Below are 22,232 nucleotides of genomic sequence, written 5' to 3' on the forward strand. Positions count from 1 at the left end.
GGGCCGTTTCTGGGCCCCAAACAGGCTGCCGGTTTGGACCCGGCACTTGAACGCCGGGCAGCAAGCCCGGCAATGCCCGGCGTATCTGGGCCCAGCGTATCTGGGATGATGGATTTCTGAAACCTTGCAGGCACTTGACTGATGGCCATCAGTCAAACCTCTTCTCGACCGTCGGCGACACCCGATGGAACCCTTTCTCGTGACGAAATTTCCAGTTCTACCCAGTTTCTACAAAGATCCAGTTGGACACCACGCGGAGACAACACCATGCTGAGACGCCGCCAGTTCATTGCCGCCACCGGCGCTTTCATTCTGGCCGCCTGCTCCGGCCAAGGGGGTGACGGCAAGGCCGGAACCGTGGAAATAACCAACGTCAGCTACGATCCGACCCGCGAACTCTACGAAGCGATCAACCCGGCATTCGCGGCCTATTGGAAACAGAAGACGGGGCAGACCGTCAGCTTCCGGATGAGCCACGGCGGCTCGGGCAAGCAGAGCCGCGCGATCATCGACGGGCTCGATGCCGACGTGGCGACCCTCGCGTTGGCCTATGACATCGATGCGATCGCCGACAAGGGCAAGCTCCTGCCGGCCGACTGGCAAAAGGCGCTGCCCGACAACAGCGCGCCCTATACTTCCACCATCGTTTTCCTGGTGCGCAAGGGCAACCCGAAGGGTATCAAGGATTGGGGCGATCTGGTGAAGCCGGGCGTCGAAGTCATCACCCCCAATCCCAAGACCAGCGGCGGCGCGCGCTGGAACTTCCTTGCCGCCTGGGCCTACGGACGCAAGCAAGGCGGTTCGGACGCGGCAGCCGAAGCCTATGTGAAGAACCTCTTCGGCCACGTCCCCGTGCTGGACAGCGGGGCGCGCGGCTCCACCACGACTTTCGTCGAACGCGGCATCGGCGACGTGCTGCTGGCCTGGGAAAACGAGGCGCTGCTGGCCGAGAAGGAACTCGGCAAGGGCAACTTCCAGATCGTCGTCCCTTCGATCTCGATCCTCGCCGAACCCTCGGTCGCGGTCATCAGCGCGAATGCGAAGAAGCACCACGTGGAGGAAGCAGCCAAGGCCTACCTGGATTTCCTCTACACGCCGGAAGCGCAAGTCGCGATCGCCCGCAACTTCTACCGCCCGCGCGACCCCAAGATCGCCGAGCAGTTCAAGGCGACGTTCCCGCCGATCCCGATGGTCACCGTCGACAAGGATTTCGGTGGCTGGAAGGCGGCCCAGAAGAAGTTCTTCGATGACGGCGGCGTGTTTGACCGCATCTACGCCCAGAAATGATCCGTCCTTCCTTCTCCTCCAGTCGAGCAGGCCACTGCAGATGCCATCACATAGTCCGTCCACGATAAAGAGGCCGCCCGGAAGCTGGCGACAACCTTCCGTCCTCCCCGGCTTCCGGCTGACCTTCGGGCTCAGCGTGACCTGGCTTACCCTCATCGTCCTCATCCCGCTCGCCACCATCTTCATGAAGTCGGCGGGAATGGGGTGGCACGAGTTCGTCCAGGTCGGCCTCTCCAACCGCGCGCTGGCGGCCTATCGGCTGAGCTTCGGCACGGCGGCGGTGGCCGGGCTGGTCAATGCCGTGTTCGGCCTGCTGGTGGCCTGGGTACTGGTTCGTTACACTTTCCCCGGCCACAAGGTCGTGAGCGCCCTCGTCGATCTGCCTTTCGCGCTGCCCACGGCGGTGGCGGGCATCGCCCTGACCGCGATCTACGCGCCTAACGGCTGGATCGGACAGTACCTTGAGCCGCTGGGCATCAAGGTCGCCTTCACGCCGCTCGGCATCATCGTGGCGCTGGTGTTCATCGGCCTGCCCTTCGTGGTGCGCTCGGTCGAGCCGGTGCTGGCGGACCTGGGCAAGGACGTGGAGGAAGCCGCTGCCACGCTTGGCGCGAGCCGCCTGCAAACCTTCAACCGGGTGATCTTTCCCGCGATCTTTCCAGCCCTGCTAACCGGTTTCGCGCTCGCCTTCGCGCGCGGGGTGGGCGAATACGGATCGGTGATCTTCATTTCCGGCAACATGCCGGGACGCACTGAAATCGCGCCGCTGCTGATCGTCACCCAGCTTGAGCAATACGCCTACAACGGCGCCACCGCGATCGCGACGGTGATGATGCTGGCCTCGTTCGGCGTGCTCCTCGCGCTCAACCTGCTGCAGGCGGCGCGCCGCCGGAGGTACGGGGCATGACCAGACGGCGCACCACCACGGAAGGCACCGCCGCCCGCCGCCTCCTCATCGCGCTGGCGCTGGCCTTCCTCGGCTTCTTCCTTCTGCTCCCGCTCATCGCGGTGTTCAGCGAGGCATTGAAGCAGGGCATCGGCCCTTTCCTCGACGCGGTCACTTCCGACGACGCATTGTCCGCGATCCGTCTGACCTTGCTGGTCGCCGCGATCAGCGTGCCGGTCAACATGGTCTTCGGCGTCGCCGCGAGCTGGGCGATCACCAAGTTCCAGTTCCCGGGCAAGAGCCTGCTCATCACGCTCATCGACCTGCCGTTCTCGGTCTCGCCGGTCGTCTCGGGCCTGATCTTCGTGCTGCTGTTCGGCGCACACGGATGGTTCGGCCCGTGGCTGGCGGAGCACGACGTCAAGATCATCTTCGCGGTGCCGGGGATCGTGCTGGCGACGGTGTTCATCACTTTCCCGTTCATCGCCCGTGAACTGATCCCGCTGATGATGGAGCAGGGCAAGGACGACGAGGAAGCCGCCATTTCGCTGGGTGCCAGCGGCTGGCAGACCTTCTGGCACGTCACCCTGCCCAACATTCGCTGGGGCCTGCTTTACGGCGTCCTGCTCTGCAACGCGCGCGCCATGGGCGAGTTCGGGGCGGTCTCGGTGGTTTCCGGCCATATCCGGGGCGAAACCAACACGATGCCGCTGCATGTGGAGATTCTCTACAACGAATACGACTTCGTCGGCGCCTTCGCCGTCGCCTCGCTCCTCGCCTGCCTCGCACTGGTGACGCTTGTCGCCAAGACCGTGCTGGAATGGCGGTTCGATATTCACGGGAGTGCCAAGCATTGATCCGAATTCAGAACATCACCAAGCGCTTCGGCGACTACTTGGCACTCGAGGGCATCGACCTGGAGATCGAGCCTGGCGAGTTCATCGCCCTGCTCGGCCCCTCGGGCTCGGGCAAGACCACGCTGCTGCGAATCATCGCCGGCCTGGAATTTCAGGACAGCGGCCAGGTGTTCTTCAACGGTGACGACGTCTCCGAACGCGGCGTCGGCGAGCGGCATGTGGGCTTCGTGTTCCAGCAATACGCGCTGTTCCGCCACATGACCGTGGCCGAGAACGTCGCCTTCGGCCTCTCGGTGCGCAGGAAGGACCGACCGTCCAAGGCGGACATTCGCGCCCGCGCCGAGCATCTGCTGCGGCTTGTCCAACTGGATGGGCTGGGACACCGCTATCCCGGGCAGCTGTCCGGGGGTCAGCGCCAGCGTGTCGCGCTCGCCCGCGCGCTCGCCATCGAGCCCCGCCTGCTGCTGCTGGACGAGCCCTTCGGCGCGCTCGACGCCAAAGTGCGCAAGGACCTGCGCCGCTGGCTGCGCGACCTGCACAAGCAGATGGGGCTGACCTCGATCTTCGTCACCCACGACCAGGAGGAAGCGCTCGAACTCGCCGACCGGGTGGTGGTGATGGATCACGGCCGGATCGACCAGGTCGGCACGCCCGAGCAGGTCTACATGGAACCGGCCACACCATTCGTATCGCACTTCGTGGGCGAGACGAACCTGCTGCCTTCAGGCATCCATGTGCGTCCCCATGACATCGAGATCGTGGCCGACGGCGGCCTGCCGGTCATGATCGACAACGTCTTTCGCAAGGGGGGCGTCTGGCGCATCGAAGGCACCATCGCGCAGCACGACCAGGTGGTGGAGATCGATCTCGACGCATCGCTCGTCGCCCCCGCACCAGGTGAAACCGTGCAGATCCGGCCGCGCCGGGTCCGCAATTTCCAGGAATGAGGATTATCCCCATGAACGTTTCCCGCTCCCATCCCTCGCTGCCGCCGGACGCGGCGAAAATCATCGAGGAAAGCATCGCCAGCGTGCGCGAAGCCCTTTCCAGCCTGCGCTACGGCAACATCTCGCTCACGGTTCACGAAGGCCGTGTCGTCCAGATCGACGTGACGGAAAAGAAACGGTTCAAACCGAGCTGATCCCTCGCATCAACGTTCGTCACCACCTTTCACGCGTCAACCGGACCACTGGAGACCACGTGACCCTTCCCAAGAGGATTACCGATGATCTCCCGTGCCATACTGCTGGCCGGCGCCTCCAGCGCCGCGCTGTTCACCGTGCCCGCGCTCGCGCGCGAGGCCGTTTCCGTTAAATCCGCCTCCACCGAATCCGAAAGCACCGCGCCGCAGCAGCACACTTCGGCCGGCACCGGCGCCGACGATACCGGCGATACCATCTTCGTCACCGCCCGACACCGGACCGAATCGAGCCAGGAGGTTCCACTGGCGATTTCCGTGGTCGGGGGCGATCACATCGACGCCACCGGCTCATTCAATGTCGGCCGCCTGCAGCAGCTTACGCCCACGCTCCAGTTCTATTCATCGAACCCGCGCAATACCGCCGTCAACATCCGCGGCATCGGCGTTCCGTTCGGCCTGACCAACGACGGCATAGAGCAAGGTGTCGGCATCTATGTCGACGACGTCTATTACTCGCGCGTCGCCTCGGCCACATTCGACTTCCTCGATGTCGCCCAGATCGAGGTACTGCGCGGGCCGCAAGGCACCCTCTATGGAAAGAACACCACGGCCGGCGCGATCAACATCACCACGCGCCAGCCTACCGACACCTTCGAGGGCCGCGCCGAAGTCTCGGTCGGCAATCTCGGGTTCAAGCAGGCCAAGGCTGCGGTCTCCGGCCCGCTCTCCGACAGGCTTTCGGCACGCATCGCCATGTCCGCGACGAACCGCCACGGGACCATCCACAACGTCACGACCGACCGCCAGATCAACGAGCAGGACAACCTGGGCCTGCGCGCGCAAGTGCTCTGGAAGCCCACCGACAGCCTCAAGGTGACTCTGGCGGGTGACTATTCCTACCAGAACCCGGAGTGCTGCGGCACGGTCTATGTCCGCACCGGGCTCACCCAGCGTGCACTCAACCGGCAATACGCAGCCCTGGCGGCCGCGCAAGGATACGCCGTGCCAAGCACCGACCCGTACGATCGCCTGACCGACCTCGACGCCTCGCTGAACGCCAGGAACAAGATGGGCGGGACCTCGCTGCGCGCGGTCCTCGATACCGCGGCGGGAACGCTGACTTCGGTCACCGCTTGGCGCTTCTGGGATTGGAAGCCGGCGAACGACCGGGATTTCACCGGGCTGCCGATCACCACGCTGTCGCAGAACCCGTCGAAGCAGGATCAGTACACGCAGGAACTGCGCTTCAACCATGAAGGCGACAAGCTGGGCTTCGTCTTCGGCGCCTTCGGGTTCTACCAGAAGGTCGTCACCACCGGCACCCAGCGGCAGGGGACGGCGGCAAGCGCCTGGCTACTGAACCCGTCCAGCGCGCTGTCGAAGGACCCCGCCGTGCTTGACGGCCTGACGGCCGCGAACGACATCCGCCTCAAGAACACCAGCGCCGCCCTGTTCGGGCAGGTCAGCTGGAAAGTCACCGACCGGCTGACCATCCAGCCCGGCGCGCGGCTGAACTATGACAAGAAGGACGGCTACTACAATTCGGTGGTGACCAACGGCGCGGGACAGCCCGTCACTTTCGCCAGCACCGATCCACGCATCGTCGCCCAGCGCGGCGTGCTGGCACCGCAGTTCTTCACGGCGCGCTTCAGCGACTGGAACTTCAGCTACGACCTCAACGTCAGCTACAAGGTCCGGCCCGGCGTGCTGCTCTACGCGACTTACGCGAAGAGCTTCAAGTCGGGAGGAGTCAATCTCAACGGCCTGCCGGCCGACGCTTCCGGCGCGCCGCTGCTGGCCGCCGCCACGGTGAAGCCGGAATCGGTCGATCATTACGAAGCGGGCATCAAGACCGAGTTCTGGGACGGCAAGGCGATCCTGAACATCTCCGCCTTCCGCACCGAGATCGCCGATTACCAGGCGCTGGTCACCAATGGCCAGCTCGGCGTGCTGCGCGGCTATCTGGCCAATGCCGACAAGGTGCGCACGCAAGGTGCCGAATGGGATTTCTCGGTGCGGCCGAGCGAACGCTTCAACGCCTATGTCAACGGCGCCTATACCGACGCCACCTACCGCAAGTTCGTCGACGCGCCGTGCCCGCCGGAACTGTCTGGCGGCACCACGGTGACCGCCGGCCAAACCGCGAGCGCGCCCGGCACGCCGGGCGGCTTCAGCCCGGAATCGTGCGATATCTCCGGCCAGCGCTTGCCGGGCGTTTCGAAGTGGTCGCTGTCCTGGGGGGCGGAAGGCAATGTCCCTGCGGCACTGCTGGGGCAGGACGGGCAAGTCTACCTTGGCGTGGACGGCAATTACCGTTCGCGCTTCTCGTCCAACCCGTCGCCTTCCGACTATACCTGGATCAGGGGCTATGCCCTCACCAACGTGCGGCTCGGCTTCCGGACGGACAAGGGCTTCGACGTATTCGGCTGGGTGCGAAACGCCTTCGACATGGACTATTTCGAGCAGCTTCAGGTCCCCAGCGGCAACACCGGCCTGATCGTAGGCAATCCCGGCGATCCGAGAACCTGGGGCTTCACCATCAAGGCCGAGTTCTGAAGCGGGACAGCGGGACGTGGTCAGCCGTGAGAACGCCGGCGACGTGGCGGCGGCTCAAGCGCAGGGCTTGCCTTGTACCAGGTCTCTTCGATCGGAACTCTTGTTCCCTCCTTCCCTTCGTCGCCCGCGAACCGCCGAAGGCAGTGCAGCAACCCAGGGTGTCGGCCAGGGCGGTGTGGCGCCGCCCTGGCTTGCTTCGGCAACTTCGCCGCCTCGCGGGCGACGAAGGGAATAGCGCGAAGAGGCCTGGTATCAACCGCCCTCTGGAACGACACACCGCCCTGGCGAATGCCGGGAGCGCTGCGTCATCGACACCGCCTTGCGTCAGGCCTCCAGCGGTCCCGGATCAAGTCCGCGAAGCAGGGTCCATCGAACGGGCCACTGCTATTACTTTCCCGATTCCCGGCTCGCCGGATGATTCCATCCAGCTCGAAATCACCCTAGGCCCCGACCAGTCCCTTGATCGCGCTCTCGAACAGAGCGCGGCCGTCGGTGCCGCCGTGGGCCGTCTCGATGGCCCGTTCGGGGTGCGGCATCATGCCCAGCACATTGCCCGCCGCGTTGAGCACGCCGGCGATCTGGCGGGCCGAGCCGTTGACGTTCTCGGCATAGCGGAACGCCACCCGGCCCTCCCCTTCCAGGCGGTCCAGCGTATCCGCGTCGGCGTAATAGTTGCCGTCATGGTGCGCCACGGGGATGCGGATCACTTGTCCCGCCTCGTACCCGCCGGTGAAGAGTGACTGGGTGTTCTCCACGATGAGCGGCGCGTCGCGGCAGACGAAGCGGATGCCCGAATTGCGCAGCAGCGCGCCCGGCAGCAGGCCGCTTTCCGTCAGCACCTGGAAGCCGTTGCACACGCCCAGCACCGGCACGCCCTGCTCGGCCGCCGCGATCACCGCCCGCATCACCGGCGAGCGCGAGGCGATGGCGCCGCAGCGCAGATAGTCGCCGTAGGAAAAGCCGCCGGGCAGCGCGATGAAGTCCAGCCCTGCCGGAAGATCGGCATCGCCGTGCCACACCCGGTACGGCGCGGTGCCGGAAATCGCCTCCAGCGCGACCGCCATGTCACGGTCGCAGTTGGAGCCCGGGAAGGTGATGACGGCGGATCGGAAGGCCATCAGGCGGCCACCTTTTCGATCCGGTAATTCTCGATCACCATGTTGGCGAGCAGCTTGCGGCACATGTCGTCGAGCGCCTCGTCGGTGACGCTGTCCGCCACGTCGAGTTCGAACAGCCGGCCGGCGCGCACGTCGTTGACGCCGGCAAAACCGAGTCCTTCGAGCGAATGGTGAATCGCCCGCCCCTGCGGATCGAGAACACCGGGCTTGAGGCTGACGTGGACGCGGACTTTCATCGCAGGGCCTTTCGCTGGTCGCGGGCAGATTCGTTCGATGCGCCTATGACTCCGCAGGCGCGCCGGAGCAAGCCGTGCTATGGGCGGCGCTGTCGATCCGGGCAAGCATTGGCCCAAACGGAGTTTTGCATGACCATTTCCTTCGCCGGCCAGGTTGCCATCGTCACCGGTGCGGGCAATGGCCTGGGCCGCGCCTATGCCCTGGAACTGGCGCGGCGCGGCGCGAAAGTCGTTGTCAACGACCTGGGCGCCGCGCGCGACGGCACCGGCCATTCGGACGCCGCATGCGCGGTGGTGGAGGAAATCCGCGCGGGCGGCGGCCAGGCCATGGCCGACGGCGGCGACGTCTCCGACCATATGCAAATGGAAGCGATGGTCGCGCGCGCGCTCGAGGCCTGGGGCGGCGTCCACGTGCTTATCAACAATGCCGGAATCCTGCGCGATCGCACGTTCGCCAAGATGGACCCGGCCGATTTCGAACTGGTCCTGCGCGTTCACCTGCTCGGCACCGCCTTCGCGACCAAAGCGGTGTGGAACACGATGCGCGAACAGAACTATGGCCGCGTGCTGATGACCACCTCCTCCACGGGCCTGGGCGGCAATTTCGGCCAGGCCAACTACGGCGCGGCCAAGGCGGGCGTATTGGGGCTCGCCCGCACGCTGCGGCTCGAAGGCGCCAGGCACGACATCCGCGTCAACTGCATCGCTCCCACCGCCGGCACCCGGATGACCGCCGACATCTTTCCGGAGGAAGCCTATAAAGCCTTCGAGCCGGACAACGTCGTGCCGGCAGCCGTCTATCTGGTTTCGCGGGATGCCCCCACCGACGCGATCGTCGCGGCGGGCGGCGGCGTGTTCCAGAGCGCCTTCGTCACCATGAACCAAGGCGTCCTGCTTCCCGAAGGCGAACGCAGCGCCGAAGGCTTCGCCGCCGCCTGGAACCGCATCCGCGACCGCCGGGGCGACCACGTCCTCGAAAATGGCATGGAGCAATCGCATCATGCGCTTTCGATGCTGAACCGAGCGCGCGGCTGACCCGATCCCCTCAATCTTCAACTATCTTCAGCAGCTTGCGCTCCAACGGGCTGAGCACGCCCGCGAGTTCGTGCCCGCGCCGCAGCACCTGGCCGGCCTCGCCGAACAGCGTCCACATGCCCTGGCGCGAGCGCAGGGCCGGGCGCTTTTCGATGCGCGCCTGCGGTCGCTCCGCGGCGCGCCGGAAAGCGCTGAACTGGGCAGCGTCCCTGCCGAAATCCATGGCATAATCACGCCACAGCCCGGCGGCGACCATGCGACCGTAGAGATCAAGGATACGCTGGAGTTCGATCCGGTCGAAACCGATCTGCGAGGGTGCCCGCCCCGGAAAGGCGACGACACCGCCTGGAAGGGATCCGCCGGCGATCGGACCCGCCGCCATTCAGGTCAAAGACCCTTGCAAGCCGGCTCGCTCGGCTTTTCAACCGCACGCTCCGACGCTTCGTGGCTGGCGTCGACCAGCGCCTGGACTTGCGCACGCAGCGCCGCGACCTGCTCCTCCAGTTCGTCCACGCGCTGGTTGCCGACCGGCTCACACGGTTCCTTGCAGGGCGTGCCATAGGGCATGAAGTCCTTCGCCCAGGTCTCGGCCTTGACCAGTGTCGAGCGTGCCTTGACGCCGATCATCGTCGCCCCCTCGGGCACGTCCTCGGTCACGACCGCGCTGGCGCCGATCCGCGCGCGCCTGCCGATGGTGACCGGGCCGATGATCTGCGCGCCGGAACCGACGATGACATTATCGAGCAGGGTCGGGTGACGCTTGCCGCCAACGCCGTTGGTCGGGTTCGAACCGCCCAGCGTCACGCACTGGTAGATGGTCACGTTGTCCCCGATCTGGGCCGTTTCGCCGATCACGGTGAAGCCGTGGTCGATGAAGAAGTTCTTCCCGATCGTTGCCCCCGGGTGGATGTCGATCGCGGTAAGGAAGCGCGAAAAGTGGTTGACCATGCGCGCCAGGAAAAACAGCCGCGCCCTGAACAGGCCATGCGCGATCCTGTGCCAGAACAGCGCCCATACGCCGGGATAGAGCAGCACTTCCCAACGCGAACGCGGCGCCGGGTCACGCGCGACGACGGAATCCAGATAGCGGACAAGATTACCCAGCATCGCCCGTAACTCCCATCAATCGACCCGCGTTGCAACCATTCGGCCTGTCATGGCGCAAGCGCGGCCCGCATTCCTCCTTAGAAGTCGCCGCCTTTAGTCTCAATCAACGCGTCGCGCCAGATCGCCATTGTCGGCGCCTGCTTCCGCTCCAGGCTGAGCCGGTCGATCGCGGCGACCAGACGTTCGACGCCCAGATGGCTACGTTCGCATCGTCCTACAAGATATTGGGTTGCGGATTGGTCAAGAACCAGCCCGCGCATTTCGGCATGGACTTCCATCAGCGCCGCAAGCATCTCGTCATCGGGTTCGCCGATCTCCAGTTCCAGCGCCGCGCCCAGCCGCGAGGCGAGATCGGGCAGGCGGATATGCCACTGCCCCTCGCCCGTGCCGCGCTTGTCGCCGGTCACGATCAACAAGGGCCGGCCCGTTTCCTGCGCACGGTTCCAGCGGTGAAACAGCGCGTCCTCATCGACGCCCCGCGCATCGTCGACGGCATCGCCCAGCCCGGTCTGGACGAACCACCGGGCCAGCAGCGACTTGCCCGAGCGCGGCGGACCGGTGAGCACGGCGGTGTGGAACGGCCATCGGCCCGGCTCCATCAGCGCGTCGAGCACGGCGGTATTGGCATTGCCGACGACGATGCGTGGCGGACTGTCGCTCGCGGAGGACAGCGGAAGGGCGATCTGCCTCACGGCTCGATGCCCCTAGCGACTGATTTTCAGCGCGCCGCCGCCGCTCGAAACCTTCCAGCCCTGCGCGCGAAGGGCAGCGGCAAGGCGTTCCGATCCACCCGCAACAGTCACGCGCATCACCGAAGTGCCGCCGATCGCCAGGCTTACGGTCGCCGCGCCTTGCACCCCCGGCGTGCCGCGCACCGCTGCCAGCGCCGCATCGACAGCGGCGGCATCGGGTGTCGCGAACTGGACCGAAACGATCTCGGTCGCCCCGGCGGTGACATTTTCCGGCTGGATGGTGGGTGCGGCCGGCGGGGCCGTGCCGGGCCGCATGCCATCGTCCTGCGGCATCAGCGCGGTCCGCAGCTGCTCGAAGGCACGATCAAGCGTGACGCGACCGCTGTTGAGCGTCGGATCAGGCTGGAGCAGCCCTTGCGCCAGCGCGTCGCGGTACAGCCCGTCCACCCGCAGCACGGCCTGGTCCAGCATCTTGGGCAGGTCCTGCTCGCTGTTCGCCGTCATCGTGAAACTGCCGAGGAACTTGTCGTCAAGGCCGTAGCGCGCCGTGAATGTTCCCTTGATCGGCCCCCCCGGCCATTGCCGCTCCAGCCGCGCGACCGGAACGACCACCTCGGCGGCGTCAAACTGCCCGAGCACGGTGCGCCACCACAGGCGGCTGCGGCGACCGGGCTGGCCAGCGGTGAGGATCAGCGATTCGCCGCCCGCGCCGACCGGCCTTACATAGTCCACCGGGCTTGCCGCGGCCTGGAATTCCGCCCATGCCCGCTGCCAGGGCCCGCGCACTTCGAACACTTGCCCCACGCCAGCCGAGTAGAGCACCGGGATCACCAGCATCGGCACCGAACGCGGGCCGGTTCCCGCCGAACTGCCGACATACTGCCCGGCCTTGCTCTTGTCGAAGATCACGCCCAGCCGGCCAATGTAGCGATGCGGGCCAACCTGTTCCCGTTCGATCACCACCGAGGAAACCATCGCGTCGATCGATTCGGCCGGCATGTCGGGCCCGCCGAGTTTCTTCCAGGCCTGCTGCTCGGCCAGTTTCCAACCCTCGATCCGGGCTTCGGCGCCGCTCTTGCCGGAGACGTCCACCTCTATGCCGTTGACCTGGATATCCTCGGAATTGGCGAGCGGCGCGATGCCGCGATCACCCTCGATCTGCGCCACGAGACGGGCGCCGCCGATGCCCGCGAGCGCCAGCACGGCCGCGGCCGCCAGCATCGCCGCCGCGCGCTTGCCCTGCCCTTTGCGGACAGGCCGCAGGAATTTGGGGGAGATCGTGATCGCCATTGTCGAAACCGGGGGCCTTTTGCCCAAACGGCGATGGAAATCCAAGAAGTAAAGCGCTAGGCGGCGCGAATGTCCGACGATAACCTTCCGAAGAGCTACAGCTACGAGCAGGCCGGCGTCTCGATCGCGGCCGGAAACGCGCTGGTCAAGGCCATCGCACCGCTGGCGAAAGCAACGGCCCGCCCCGGCGCGGACGCCGAGCTTGGCGGCTTCGGCGGCTTCTTCGATCCGCGCGCGGCGGGCTACAAGGATCCGCTGCTAGTCGCCGCGAACGATGGCGTGGGCACCAAGGTCAAGCTCGCCCTCGATCATGACCGGCACGACCGGATCGGCATCGACCTGGTGGCCATGTGCGTCAACGATCTGATCGTGCAGGGTGCCGAACCGCTGTTCTTCCTCGACTACTTCGCCACCGGCAAGCTGGAAAACGGCGTCGCGGAGCGGGTCGTGGCCGGCATTGCCGAAGGTTGCCGCATGTCGGGCTGCGCGCTGATCGGCGGTGAGACCGCGGAAATGCCCGGCATGTACGCGGCGGGTGACTACGACCTCGCGGGTTTCTGCGTCGGCGCCGTGGAGCGCGGCGAGCAACTGACCGGAGACAAAGTGGCGACGGGCGACGTGCTGCTGGGCCTGGCATCATCGGGCGTGCATTCGAACGGCTATTCGCTGGTGCGGCGCCTGGCGGCGGACAAGGGCTGGAAGCTCGATCGTCCGGCGCTGTTCGACCAGGAAGCGCTGCTGATCGACCTGCTGATCGCGCCCACCCGCATCTATGTGAAAAGCCTGCTGCCGTTCATCCGGGCCGGGCGGATTCACGCCCTGGCCCATGTGACCGGCGGCGGCCTGCTGGAAAACGTGCCGCGGGTATTGCCGGCCGGGCTGCACGCCCGGATCGACGCCGGCGCCTGGCCCCAGCCGCGCCTTATGGCCTTCCTCCAGGCGCAGGGCCATATCGAGCCGGCCGAGATGGCGCGCACGTTCAACTGCGGCATCGGCATGGTGCTGGCGGTTCCCGCCGACGATGCCGGCGCGCTCCAGGCCGACCTGGAAGCGGCCGGGGAGACCGTCTTCGTCATCGGCGCGATCGAGCCGGGCGACAAAGGCTGCACGGTTCAGGGCTCGGCCGAAGTCTGGAGTGCGCGGGAAGGCTGGGAAGCCACGCACCTCGCCTAGAGCCAGATTTCGCCCGGAGGAGTAAGCGATGCTGAACCGAATTCAGCATGATGAAGCAAGGACCCGGAAAGCATGAACCGCGCCAAGGTCGCCGTCCTGATTTCCGGCAGCGGCACCAACATGGCGGCGCTGCTCTATGCCAGCCGGGCGAAGGACTGCCCTTACGAGATCGTTCTCGTCGCCGCCAACGACCCCGCGGCGAAAGGCCTCCAACTCGCCGAAGCCGAAGGCGTCGCGACTTTCGCGCTCAGCCACAAGGGCATGGCTCGGGCCGAACATGACGCGGCGATGGATGCCGCGATCCGCGGTTCAGGCGCGCAGTGGGTGGCGCTGGCCGGCTACATGCGCATCCTGACGTCCGGGTTCGTGGCCGAATGGGAAGGCCGCATGGTCAACATCCACCCTTCCCTGCTGCCCAAATATACCGGATTGCACACGCACCAGCGCGCGATCGAGGCGGGCGACAGCCATGGCGGCGTTACCGTCCACCTCGTCACCGCCGCGCTGGACGATGGCCCGATCCTTGGCCAGACGCCCGTGGCCATCCTGCCGGGCGACACGCCCGAAACGCTCGCCGCGCGGGTATTGATCGCCGAACACCAGCTCTATTCGCGCTGCCTGGCCGAACTGGTCACGCGCGAATCGCGTCCGGAGTGGCTGCTCGGACAAGTCCGGATACGCGCCCTGGCCCTGCCCGAGGCCGATGAGATTCTCAGCCACGGCATGCCGTGCTTCGGCATCGTGAAAGGCAAGAAGTTCGCGTATTTCTCCGCCGATCACCACGGTGACGGCCGCGTCGCGCTGCTCGTCAAGATCAGCGGCGCGGACGAACAGGTGATGCTGATCGAACAGGACGAGGAGCGCCATTTCCGCCCCGCCTACTTCGGCGACGGCTGGATCGGCATCCGCCTTGACCTTGGCGACAACGACTGGGAGTCGATTGGCGACCGGCTCGCCCGCTCGTGGCGGGCGGTGGCGCCAAAGAAACTCACCGCGCTGATGAACGCGGCCGACGAATTCTGATCCGTCAGGTCCTGCCCCAAGTTCATGCCCCGGTTCACGCCGGCGTGCGCCGCGCCTCGCGAATCACGGCACCGAGCCGGTCGAGCAAAGCAAGCCGCTCCCTCTTGAGTTCCTCCACGCGCATATCGGAAGCAGCTTCAAGCTGAGCCTCGATCCGCATGATAACGTGGTTGACCTCTTTGTACCGGTCGGCAAGCGCCGAGAAATGTCCCTTCGTCTTGAGCCGATGCAACAGGTCAAGATCGTCCGGAAATTCGACGGCAAGATCGTGGGGCTTATGCGACATCCCGGCTCCCTCTCGGCTGCAATGCACCCAGTCCTAGGCGCCGCGCGCCCACGGCGCCTTGCGCGAAATCAACCCCGCACCGGCCGGATCAGATTTCCGAGTAATCCACCATCGGCCGGCTTTCACGGGTGCCGCGGTAAAGCTTGTCCGGCTCCTTGGGATCGCCGGCAATCATCACGTAGTCATCATGGACTTCCACCAAAGTGCCGACGAAGGGAAAGCCCACCAGGCTGCCGTTGACGCGGTAGCTGACAATATCGCCGATCTTGAAAGCCTTCTCGTCGAAGTTGAATTCGAACGGACAAGCCTCGCCTGCCTCACCCATGCCTTGCATCGCAGTTCTCCTTTGGGGGTAAACTACCGCAATGGCCCAGCCTCGATCAAATGCAAATGACTCAAGCCCTGGCCTCGACCGGTTCAGTGCCCTGCGAAATCAATCAGGCCGCGCTGCGGACTGGGGGCAATGTCCTTCGTCCGCCTTGTCTTCAGCTGGGGAGCAACGTGCGGTGGCCTGGACGCCGGAGGAGGAAGCCGCAACGGCATCGCCTTTGGCAGGCGCCACGCCGTTTCGGTCCCCACCGACGGTTTCCGCATCGAATACGCGGTGCGAATCGCATCCTGCCAGGACGAGGCCGAATGCAAGCGGAGCCGTTCCGGTCATCCGCCGCATCCGAATGCTGACCGGCGACTTGCCCCGCCTTGCCGAGGCGATCATTGCCGTGCGGCAGCCTTGGTCGCCGCGGAGCCGGGCGAAGCTTGCTGCTTGTCCCTATGCGCCGCATGCGATGTCAGCACCGCGCCGGCAAAGGAAATCGTGGCGGCAACAAGAAACGTCCAGCGGATCATGGTCAGGCCCCTTTCGGAAAGCCGGATATGCCACGGGCAGAACCATCACCACACCAGCATTCGGCTATCGGAGCAATTTCTAGGACCATCAACGATTCGCGGCAAAGGAAAAGGCCGCCAAATCCGGCGGCCTTCCTCATTGTTACCAATAATTAATCGGCAATCAGCCGACGATTTCTTCCGGCTTGAAGAAATAGGCGATCTCGATCGCGGCATTTTCCTCCGAGTCCGAACCGTGGACCGAGTTGGCCTCGATGGATTCCGCGTAAGTCTTGCGGATGGTGCCTTCGTCGGCGTTCTCGGGGTTGGTGGCGCCCATCACGTCGCGGTTGCGCTTCACGGCGTCCTCGCCCTCAAGCACCTGGACCACGACCGGGCCCGAAATCATGAACGCGACAAGGTCGTTAAAGAACGGACGTTCCTTGTGGACCGCGTAGAAGCCCTCGGCCTGCTCCTTGCTCATGTGGATGCGCTTGGAGGCAACGACGCGCAGGCCGGCCTCTTCCAGCATCCTGGTCACGGCGCCGGTCAGGTTGCGGCGGGTGGCGTCGGGCTTGATGATCGAAAAGGTGCGGGTAACCGCCATGTCGGGTTCCTTGCTGAATTGCGGGCGAAATCAGGGACGAAATCGAGGAGTTGTAATCGTTCGCGCGGGGCCCCTAGCCGGGTTTGCGGGGCGCCGCAAGAATAGGTTCATCCCGCCTTCACCCAGCGCCCGCCCTCTTGCTTCCAATATTCCTGTTCAATGCCCTGCCGCCCGCGCAGGTCGCGCCAGACCCGGCGCGCTTCCTGCACGGTGGCATCGTCGAACAAGTAGAACGTGCGCGCGAAAGGCTGCTCCCCCTCGCGCCACACCCCGTCGGCAAGGGCAAGGTAGGTGGCCCGGTTGGCGGGCCGGGGGACTTCGGACAGGAGAATCGGCTGGCGATCCTCCTGTCCCTCGCCGGCATGGCCGTTGGCCAGGAACGTCTCGCCCCCGAGCGACCAGAGCGCGCGGGAAATACGGTCTCGCTGCGGCGCGTCGGCGGACACCACCAGCAGCCGCCTGCCTTCGGCAAGCGTCTTGCGCGCGATCAGCGGCAAAACCGCTTCCGCAGGATCGCGGCTGAGCTGATAGAACAGCACGCGCACCTACCGCGCGCCCGTCAAGCCTCGAGCGCGTCGCGCACGAAGCGGTCGAGCAAACGCACGCCGAACCCGGTCGCACCCTTGTCCCAGGTCGCGCCCGGCTTGTCGGCCCACACGGTGCCGGCGATATCGAGGTGCGCCCAGGGCGTATCGTTCTCGATGAAGCGCTTGAGGAACTGCGCGGCGGTGATCGAACCGCCGAAACGGCCGCCGACGTTCTTCATGTCGGCGATCGGGCTTTCGAGCTGCTTGTCGTAGGCGGTGCCCATCGGGAAACGCCAGAGCCGGTCGCCGGTGGCCTCGCCGGCGGCGGACAACGCCGCCGCGAGTTCATCGCTGTTCGAAAACAGGCCGGCATATTCGTGCGCGAGCGCGGCGATGATCGCGCCGGTCAGCGTCGCGAGATCGACGATCCGGGTCGGAGAGTATTCGCGCTGTACCCAGGTAAGCGCGTCGCACAAGACCAGGCGGCCCTCGGCATCGGTGTTGATGACCTCTATGGTCTGGCCGGAAAGCGAGGTCACCACGTCACCCGGGCGCTGGGCATTGCCGTCGGGCATGTTCTCCACGAGACCGCAGACGCCCACCACGTTGGCCTTGGCCTTGCGCAGCGCGAGCGCGAGCATGGTGCCGGCCACCGCGCCGGCCCCGCCCATGTCCCACTTCATGTCCTCCATCCCCGCAGGCGGCTTCAGGCTGATGCCGCCGGTATCGAAGGTCACCCCCTTGCCGACGAAGGCGACCGGCTTGCCGCCCTCCGCGCCGCCGCTCCATTCCATCACCAGCAGCCGTGCCGGACGCACCGAGCCTTTGGCGACGCCGAGCAGCGATCCCATGCCGAGCGCGGCCATTTCGTCATCGTCCAGTACCCGGATCTTCAGGCCGGTGCCGTCCATCTTCTCCCGGCAACGCGCGACGAACGTCTCGGGATAGATGGTATTGGCCGGTTCGGTAACGAGTTCGCGCGTGAACGCCACGCCGGTCGCCACCGCCTGCTCGATTTCCCACAGTGCCTCGGTCCCTTCGGGCGCGCCGACCACCAATATCCGGTCAAGGCTTGGCTTCTTGTCATCGGTCAGCTTGGTACGATAGACGTCATGCCGCCATGAACGCAGCACCGCGCCCAGCAACGCGCCGCCGGCTTCCTCGGCGGAGAGGCCCGCACCGGTAAGGTCCAGCGTCAGTTCGGCCTCGCCCGAAACCAGGTATTTCGCCACGATCGCCGCGCCGGCCTTCTCGATCGCGCCGCTGCGGTCCTTGGCATCCGCCGCGCCGATCCCCGCGAGCGCGATGCGCACGACCTTGCCATCCCGTTCGGCAAACCCTTCGAACATCTGCCCGCCCTTGCCCGAAAAGCGCGCCATCTTCGCAGCCTCGGCCAGGACCGGCTCGAGATCGGCGGGCACCGCGTCCTGATTGACGAGACGGGCAACAAGACGCGCGGGTGAGGGAGCCGACGCGTCGAGGAACTGGATCTGCATGGAATCTCCTGGAATTTCGCGGTGGAGCGCCGAACTTGTGCGCTTCACCGCATGACTGGATTGCAGTTAGGCACAGGCGATGCGATAGGCAAGCCATGGTCCCCGCCGCGCAGAACCTGCCGCAAGCCTCGGAGCGTTTCCACATCAAGCGGAAACGCTCTTCATCTTTGGCGATCGCATTTTCCGAACCCTCGACCGTAAACGACCGGGTTGAAGATGCTCCAACCCGCCGCTTGCGCTCCGCTTCACTGGGTATTCTCGCCCTGGGGATCGTGACTGGCGCGGCGCCTTACGCCGCGTGGGCACAGGATCTTTCGCGCCCGGTGGACACCGCTCCGCTGGAAGGACAACCACCCGCCCCGCCATCCACCTCCGCCGACGAAGAACATATCGCCTTCGTCGCCGATACCGTCGATTACGATCAGAATGCCGAACAGGTTACGGCGAACGGCAATGTGATCCTGCGCCGCCAGCTGCAGTCGGTACGCGCGGACACGGTCACGTGGAACCGCAAGAGCGGCCAGATCGTCGCCAGCGGCAATGTCCGCCTCGTCGACGATGACGGCAACCAGCTCTACACGGATCGCGTCGAGCTGACCGACGAGCTCAAGACCGGCATGATGGAGAACCTGCTGCTGGTCCTGCGCGAAGGCGGCAGGCTGGCAGCGATGAAGGGCGAACGCATCGCCAACGGCGACGTCGTCCTCAGCCACGCGGCCTATACCGGATGCAGCGTGGTCGACAGCGACGGCTGCCCCAAGAAGCCGACCTGGCGCGTCGTCGCGAAGCAGGTGATCTACAGCGATGCGCAAAAGCGCGTGCGCTTCAAGGCCGCCCGGCTCGAGCTGTTCGGCGCGCTGCAGGTGCCGTTGCTGGGACTGACAGTCAGCACCGATGGCCGCGCGGTATCCGGGTTCCTGGTTCCCGACTTGCGTTCAAGCCCATCCAACGGCATCGAGATACGCCAGTCCTACTACTGGAAAATCGCCGAGAACCGCGACCTGACCGGCAGCCTGTCCGCCTATACGAAGGCAGCACCGATGGCGTCGGTCGAATACCGTGCCCTCACCGACAAGGGTGCCTACCAGATCACCGGTTACGCCACAGCGAGCAACAGGATACCGATCTTCGGTTCCGGCTCGGCGCCCGCGGCCGGCAGCCAGAACGCCTTTCGCGGCTACGTCTTCGCCAACGGCAGGTTTCAGCTCGACGACAACTGGAGCGTGACCGCCTCGATCCGGCGCGCGACCGATCGCACTTTCCTGCGCCGCTACGACATCAACCGCGACGACCGCCTGCGTTCGATGATCGATATCGAGCGGATCGACCAGGACAGCTATTTCTCGTTCGCCGGTTACGCCACGCAGACCATGCAGGCCGGCCGCGACCAGGGGCTGATCCCGGTCGCGCTGCCGGTGCTCGACTATCGCCGGCGCTTCGACGACCCGGTGCTGGGCGGCAAGATCGAAACGCAGTTCAACACGCTCGGCATCAGCCGCAGCGCCGGACAGGACACCCAGCGCGCGTTCGCCAGCACGCAATGGACGCTGCGCAAGATCACCGGTCTCGGACAGGAAGTGATCCTGACGGGGCTTGCCCGGGGCGACGTCTATCATTCGGACCAGAACGCCGCGACGAGCACCGTGATCTACCGCGGCGATCCGGGCTGGCAAACCCGCGCGATCGCGCTTGCGGCGATCGACGTGAAGTGGCCGCTGGTCGGCGAGGCATTCGGCGGCACCCAGGTGCTGACGCCGCGCGTCCAGCTGGTGGCCAGCCCGACGGTGCGGAACCTGGAGGTTCCGAACGAGGATTCGCGCGCGATCGAGCTGGAAACCGGCAACCTCTTCGCGCTCAACCGCTTTCCGGGCTACGATCGCATCGAGGATGGCGTCCGCTTCACTTACGGCTTCGACTGGCAGTTCGAGCGCCCGCGCTGGCGGATCAAGACCACCATCGGCCAATCCATCCGCCTGAGCAACAAGCCCTCCCTGCTGCCCGAAGGGACCGGACTCACCAACCGGACGTCCGACATCGTCGGCCGCACCGAAGTGCGCTACCGCGACTTCATCAACGTGATTCACCGCTTCCGCATCGACAAGGACAGTCTGGCGGTACGGCGCAACGAGTTCGACGCGGTCATCGGCAACACCAACACCTACTTCGAGATGGGCTACACCAAGCTCAACCGGGACATCTCCAGCGAGATCGAGGATTTGCAGGATCGCGAGGAAATCCGCGCCGCCGGCCGTATCGCTTTCGCGAACTACTGGTCGGTGTTCGGCTCCGCGGTGGTCAACCTGACCGACCGCACCGAAGATCCGACATACGGCTCCGACGGTTTCCAGCCCCTGCGCACGCGCCTGGGCGCCGCCTACGAGGATGACTGCCTGGAAATCGCCGTCACCTGGCGCCGCGACTACGAGGCGACCGGCGACGCCCGGAGGGGCGACTCCTTCCAGATCCGCTTCAGCCTCAAGAATATCGGCGTGAGGTAAGGATTTGGCATCGTGCCTGGCGCCGGCGCGCCGATCCGGGGATTGCCCTGGGCCTGGCTTCTCGCGCCCGTTGGCAGCCCGGTGCAAAGCCGCTATCGGGTGCGCTCATTTTCGGTTAAGCCGCAGCACGGCAGGAGCCTGGGACGGATGCGGCAAGCGACTGCGACACGGTTCCTGCCCATGAATGATCCGGCCGGGCCGGTTGAAGACGGGATTGAGATCACGGTGCAAGCAGTCAATCGCAGCAGGTTCATCAGGCGCGCGTTCATCTCCATCGGCAGCCTGGCGGCGCTGGCGGGCGGTCTCGCTGCTCCAGCGACGCTGGCCCAACAGGCCCCACAGGGCGAGATCGTCATTCCGGACGACGTCAAGATCTTCGGCAACGACAATCCCAACATCCGCCGGGCCACGGCAGTGGTGAACGGCGCCGTCATCACCGGCACCGATGTGGACCAGCGCCTCGCGCTGATCGTCGCGGCCAATCAGAGCAAGATCGGCGACGACGAGATGAAGCGCCTGCGGTTGCAGGTGCTGCGCAACCTGATCGACGAAACGCTGCAGATCCAGGAGGCCAAGGCTTCCGATGTAGAGGTGAGCCAGGCGGAGGTCGACCAGTCCTATGCCCGCGTCGCCGCGCAGAACTTCAACCAGAACACGGAAGCGATGGATGCTTATCTCAAGCGGGTCGGCTCCTCGCCGGATTCGCTCAAGCGGCAGATTCGCGGCGAGCTTTCGTGGCAGCGGCTGCTTCAACGCAATGTCGCGCCCTTCATCAACATCTCGGATGACGAGGTGAACGAGATGCTGGCGCGGCTCAAGGCCGCCAAGGGCACCGACGAGTATCGCCTGGGTGAAATCTACCTCTCGGCAACACCCGATGCGCGCCAGCAGGTTCACGACAACGCTTCGCAGATCGTCCAGCAATTGCGCCAGGGCGGCAGCTTCGTCGCCTATGCCCGCCAGTATTCGCAGGCTTCGACCGCGGCGGTGGGCGGCGACCTGGGGTGGATTCGCCTGGCCCAGCTTCCCAGCGAACTGGCGACAGTGGCGCGCGAAATGCAAACCGGCCAGCTGGTAGGTCCGATCGAAGTGCCCGGCGGCTTCGACATCCTCTACCTGATCGACAAGCGCCAGGTCCTCACCGCGGACCCGCGCGACGCCGTCCTCGCGCTCAAGCAGATCTCGATCTCGTTCCCCAAGGGTACGACCGAGGCCCAGGCGGGAGAGCGGGCCGAAGCCTTCGCCACCACCATCAAGACCGCAAAGGGCTGCGGCGACGTGGACAAAGTGGCCGCCGGGATCGGCGCGCAAGTCGTGGCCAACGATCAGGTCAAGGCTCGCGACCTGCCTCCCCAGATCCAGAACTCGATCCTTCAGCTCTCCCCCGGCGAGACCTTGGCGCCGTTCGGTTCGCTCGAGGACGGCGTGCGTATCCTCATGCTGTGCGGCCGTGACGATCCGCAGGCCGACAGCGGTCCGAGCTTCGAGCAGCTCCAGGCGCAGATGGAGGACGACCGCGTGAACAAGCGCGCGCAAATGTACTTGCGCGACCTTCGGCGTGACGCGGTCATCGAATACAACTGATCGACTTG

23 protein-coding genes are annotated in these 22,232 nt (G+C 65.6%); 11 read left to right on the forward strand and 12 right to left on the reverse strand.

Annotated features, from left to right (window positions below):
• Positions 1-267 precede the first annotated feature (267 nt).
• From BM052_RS03380 to BM052_RS03405, 6 genes are all read left to right on the forward strand, one after another.
• Positions 268-1,287, forward strand: a complete 1,020-nt coding sequence (locus BM052_RS03380; protein WP_091143257.1) for a sulfate ABC transporter substrate-binding protein — start codon at positions 268-270, stop codon at positions 1,285-1,287.
• A gap of 40 nt (positions 1,288-1,327) precedes the next feature.
• Complete coding sequence (gene cysT / locus BM052_RS03385) at positions 1,328-2,194, forward strand: sulfate ABC transporter permease subunit CysT (protein ID WP_091143260.1); 867 nt, start codon at positions 1,328-1,330, stop codon at positions 2,192-2,194.
• Positions 2,191-3,030 carry a sulfate ABC transporter permease subunit CysW gene (gene cysW / locus BM052_RS03390; protein WP_091143261.1) on the forward strand — a complete coding sequence of 280 codons (840 nt, stop codon included), beginning with the start codon at positions 2,191-2,193 and terminating at the stop codon, positions 3,028-3,030. Before cysT ends, cysW begins: the two co-directional genes overlap by 4 nt.
• Complete coding sequence (locus tag BM052_RS03395) at positions 3,027-3,977, forward strand: sulfate/molybdate ABC transporter ATP-binding protein (RefSeq protein ID WP_218151512.1); 951 nt, start codon at positions 3,027-3,029, stop codon at positions 3,975-3,977. Before cysW ends, BM052_RS03395 begins: the two co-directional genes overlap by 4 nt.
• A gap of 11 nt (positions 3,978-3,988) precedes the next feature.
• Positions 3,989-4,171, forward strand: coding sequence for a YezD family protein (locus BM052_RS03400; protein ID WP_091143265.1), 183 nt, complete (start codon positions 3,989-3,991; stop codon positions 4,169-4,171).
• A gap of 84 nt (positions 4,172-4,255) precedes the next feature.
• Positions 4,256-6,727, forward strand: coding sequence for a TonB-dependent receptor (locus tag BM052_RS03405; RefSeq protein ID WP_091143269.1), 2,472 nt, complete (start codon positions 4,256-4,258; stop codon positions 6,725-6,727).
• A 440-nt stretch (positions 6,728-7,167) separates the two neighbouring features.
• Here BM052_RS03405 and purQ read toward each other — a convergent pair whose 3' ends face one another.
• Together purQ and purS are read right to left on the reverse strand one after the other, a co-directional pair.
• Positions 7,168-7,845 (reverse strand): phosphoribosylformylglycinamidine synthase subunit PurQ, encoded by a 678-nt coding sequence (purQ, locus tag BM052_RS03410; RefSeq protein ID WP_091143271.1) that lies wholly within the window; start codon positions 7,843-7,845, stop codon positions 7,168-7,170.
• On the reverse strand, positions 7,845-8,081 hold the full coding sequence (gene purS, locus BM052_RS03415; RefSeq protein WP_091143273.1) for a phosphoribosylformylglycinamidine synthase subunit PurS: 237 nt from the start codon (positions 8,079-8,081) through the stop codon (positions 7,845-7,847). Before purS ends, purQ begins: the two co-directional genes overlap by 1 nt.
• A gap of 129 nt (positions 8,082-8,210) precedes the next feature.
• Between purS and BM052_RS03420 the strand changes: the two genes are divergently transcribed.
• Entirely contained in the window at positions 8,211-9,116 is a 906-nt protein-coding gene (locus BM052_RS03420) for an SDR family NAD(P)-dependent oxidoreductase (RefSeq protein WP_091143275.1), read from the forward strand.
• 10 nt (positions 9,117-9,126) lie between these two features.
• Here the strand turns inward: BM052_RS03420 and BM052_RS03425 are convergent, their stop codons facing one another.
• The 4 genes from BM052_RS03425 to BM052_RS03440 all read right to left on the reverse strand — a co-directional run bounded on the left by BM052_RS03425 (position 9,127) and on the right by BM052_RS03440 (position 12,205).
• A complete protein-coding gene (locus tag BM052_RS03425) occupies positions 9,127-9,498 on the reverse strand; it encodes a DUF2794 domain-containing protein (protein WP_091143278.1) in 372 nt (123 codons plus the stop codon).
• 5 nt (positions 9,499-9,503) lie between these two features.
• Positions 9,504-10,223: a serine O-acetyltransferase EpsC gene (epsC, locus tag BM052_RS03430; protein ID WP_091143279.1), complete on the reverse strand. Its 720-nt coding sequence runs from the start codon at positions 10,221-10,223 to the stop codon at positions 9,504-9,506.
• Positions 10,224-10,300: 77 nt separating this feature from the next.
• Positions 10,301-10,915: an HdaA/DnaA family protein gene (locus tag BM052_RS03435; RefSeq protein ID WP_091143282.1), complete on the reverse strand. Its 615-nt coding sequence runs from the start codon at positions 10,913-10,915 to the stop codon at positions 10,301-10,303.
• 12 nt (positions 10,916-10,927) lie between these two features.
• Positions 10,928-12,205: a hypothetical protein gene (locus BM052_RS03440; RefSeq protein WP_091143284.1), complete on the reverse strand. Its 1,278-nt coding sequence runs from the start codon at positions 12,203-12,205 to the stop codon at positions 10,928-10,930.
• 69 nt (positions 12,206-12,274) lie between these two features.
• Here BM052_RS03440 and purM point away from each other — a divergent pair, with 69 nt between their 5' ends.
• Positions 12,275-13,378: a phosphoribosylformylglycinamidine cyclo-ligase gene (purM, locus tag BM052_RS03445; protein WP_091143287.1), complete on the forward strand. Its 1,104-nt coding sequence runs from the start codon at positions 12,275-12,277 to the stop codon at positions 13,376-13,378.
• Positions 13,379-13,450: 72 nt separating this feature from the next.
• On the forward strand, positions 13,451-14,401 hold the full coding sequence (gene purN / locus BM052_RS03450) for a phosphoribosylglycinamide formyltransferase (protein WP_091143289.1): 951 nt from the start codon (positions 13,451-13,453) through the stop codon (positions 14,399-14,401).
• Positions 14,402-14,435: 34 nt separating this feature from the next.
• On the opposite strand, the gene BM052_RS03455 is transcribed toward purN, so the two are convergent.
• The 6 genes from BM052_RS03455 to BM052_RS03475 form a co-directional block, all read right to left on the reverse strand.
• Positions 14,436-14,687 (reverse strand): YdcH family protein, encoded by a 252-nt coding sequence (locus tag BM052_RS03455; RefSeq protein ID WP_091143291.1) that lies wholly within the window; start codon positions 14,685-14,687, stop codon positions 14,436-14,438.
• A gap of 88 nt (positions 14,688-14,775) precedes the next feature.
• On the reverse strand, positions 14,776-15,021 hold the full coding sequence (locus BM052_RS03460; RefSeq protein ID WP_091143294.1) for a hypothetical protein: 246 nt from the start codon (positions 15,019-15,021) through the stop codon (positions 14,776-14,778).
• A 377-nt stretch (positions 15,022-15,398) separates the two neighbouring features.
• Positions 15,399-15,533, reverse strand: coding sequence for a hypothetical protein (locus BM052_RS20195; protein WP_255405928.1), 135 nt, complete (start codon positions 15,531-15,533; stop codon positions 15,399-15,401).
• Between the two features lie 163 nt (positions 15,534-15,696).
• Positions 15,697-16,119 (reverse strand): nucleoside-diphosphate kinase, encoded by a 423-nt coding sequence (gene ndk / locus BM052_RS03465; RefSeq protein WP_091143295.1) that lies wholly within the window; start codon positions 16,117-16,119, stop codon positions 15,697-15,699.
• A gap of 107 nt (positions 16,120-16,226) precedes the next feature.
• Positions 16,227-16,664: a DNA polymerase III subunit chi gene (locus tag BM052_RS03470; protein WP_091143298.1), complete on the reverse strand. Its 438-nt coding sequence runs from the start codon at positions 16,662-16,664 to the stop codon at positions 16,227-16,229.
• Positions 16,665-16,678: 14 nt separating this feature from the next.
• Entirely contained in the window at positions 16,679-18,142 is a 1,464-nt protein-coding gene (locus BM052_RS03475; RefSeq protein ID WP_091143301.1) for a leucyl aminopeptidase, read from the reverse strand.
• Between the two features lie 95 nt (positions 18,143-18,237).
• On the opposite strand from BM052_RS03475, the gene BM052_RS03480 reads away from it, so the two are divergent.
• Positions 18,238-20,640 (forward strand): LPS-assembly protein LptD, encoded by a 2,403-nt coding sequence (locus BM052_RS03480; protein WP_091143304.1) that lies wholly within the window; start codon positions 18,238-18,240, stop codon positions 20,638-20,640.
• A gap of 225 nt (positions 20,641-20,865) precedes the next feature.
• Complete coding sequence (locus BM052_RS03485; RefSeq protein WP_091143888.1) at positions 20,866-22,224, forward strand: peptidylprolyl isomerase; 1,359 nt, start codon at positions 20,866-20,868, stop codon at positions 22,222-22,224.
• Positions 22,225-22,232 lie beyond the last annotated feature (8 nt).

The sequence above is a fragment of the Novosphingobium sp. CF614 genome, from assembly GCF_900113255.1.
In the GTDB taxonomy this organism is placed as follows: Bacteria; Pseudomonadota; Alphaproteobacteria; order Sphingomonadales; family Sphingomonadaceae; genus Novosphingobium.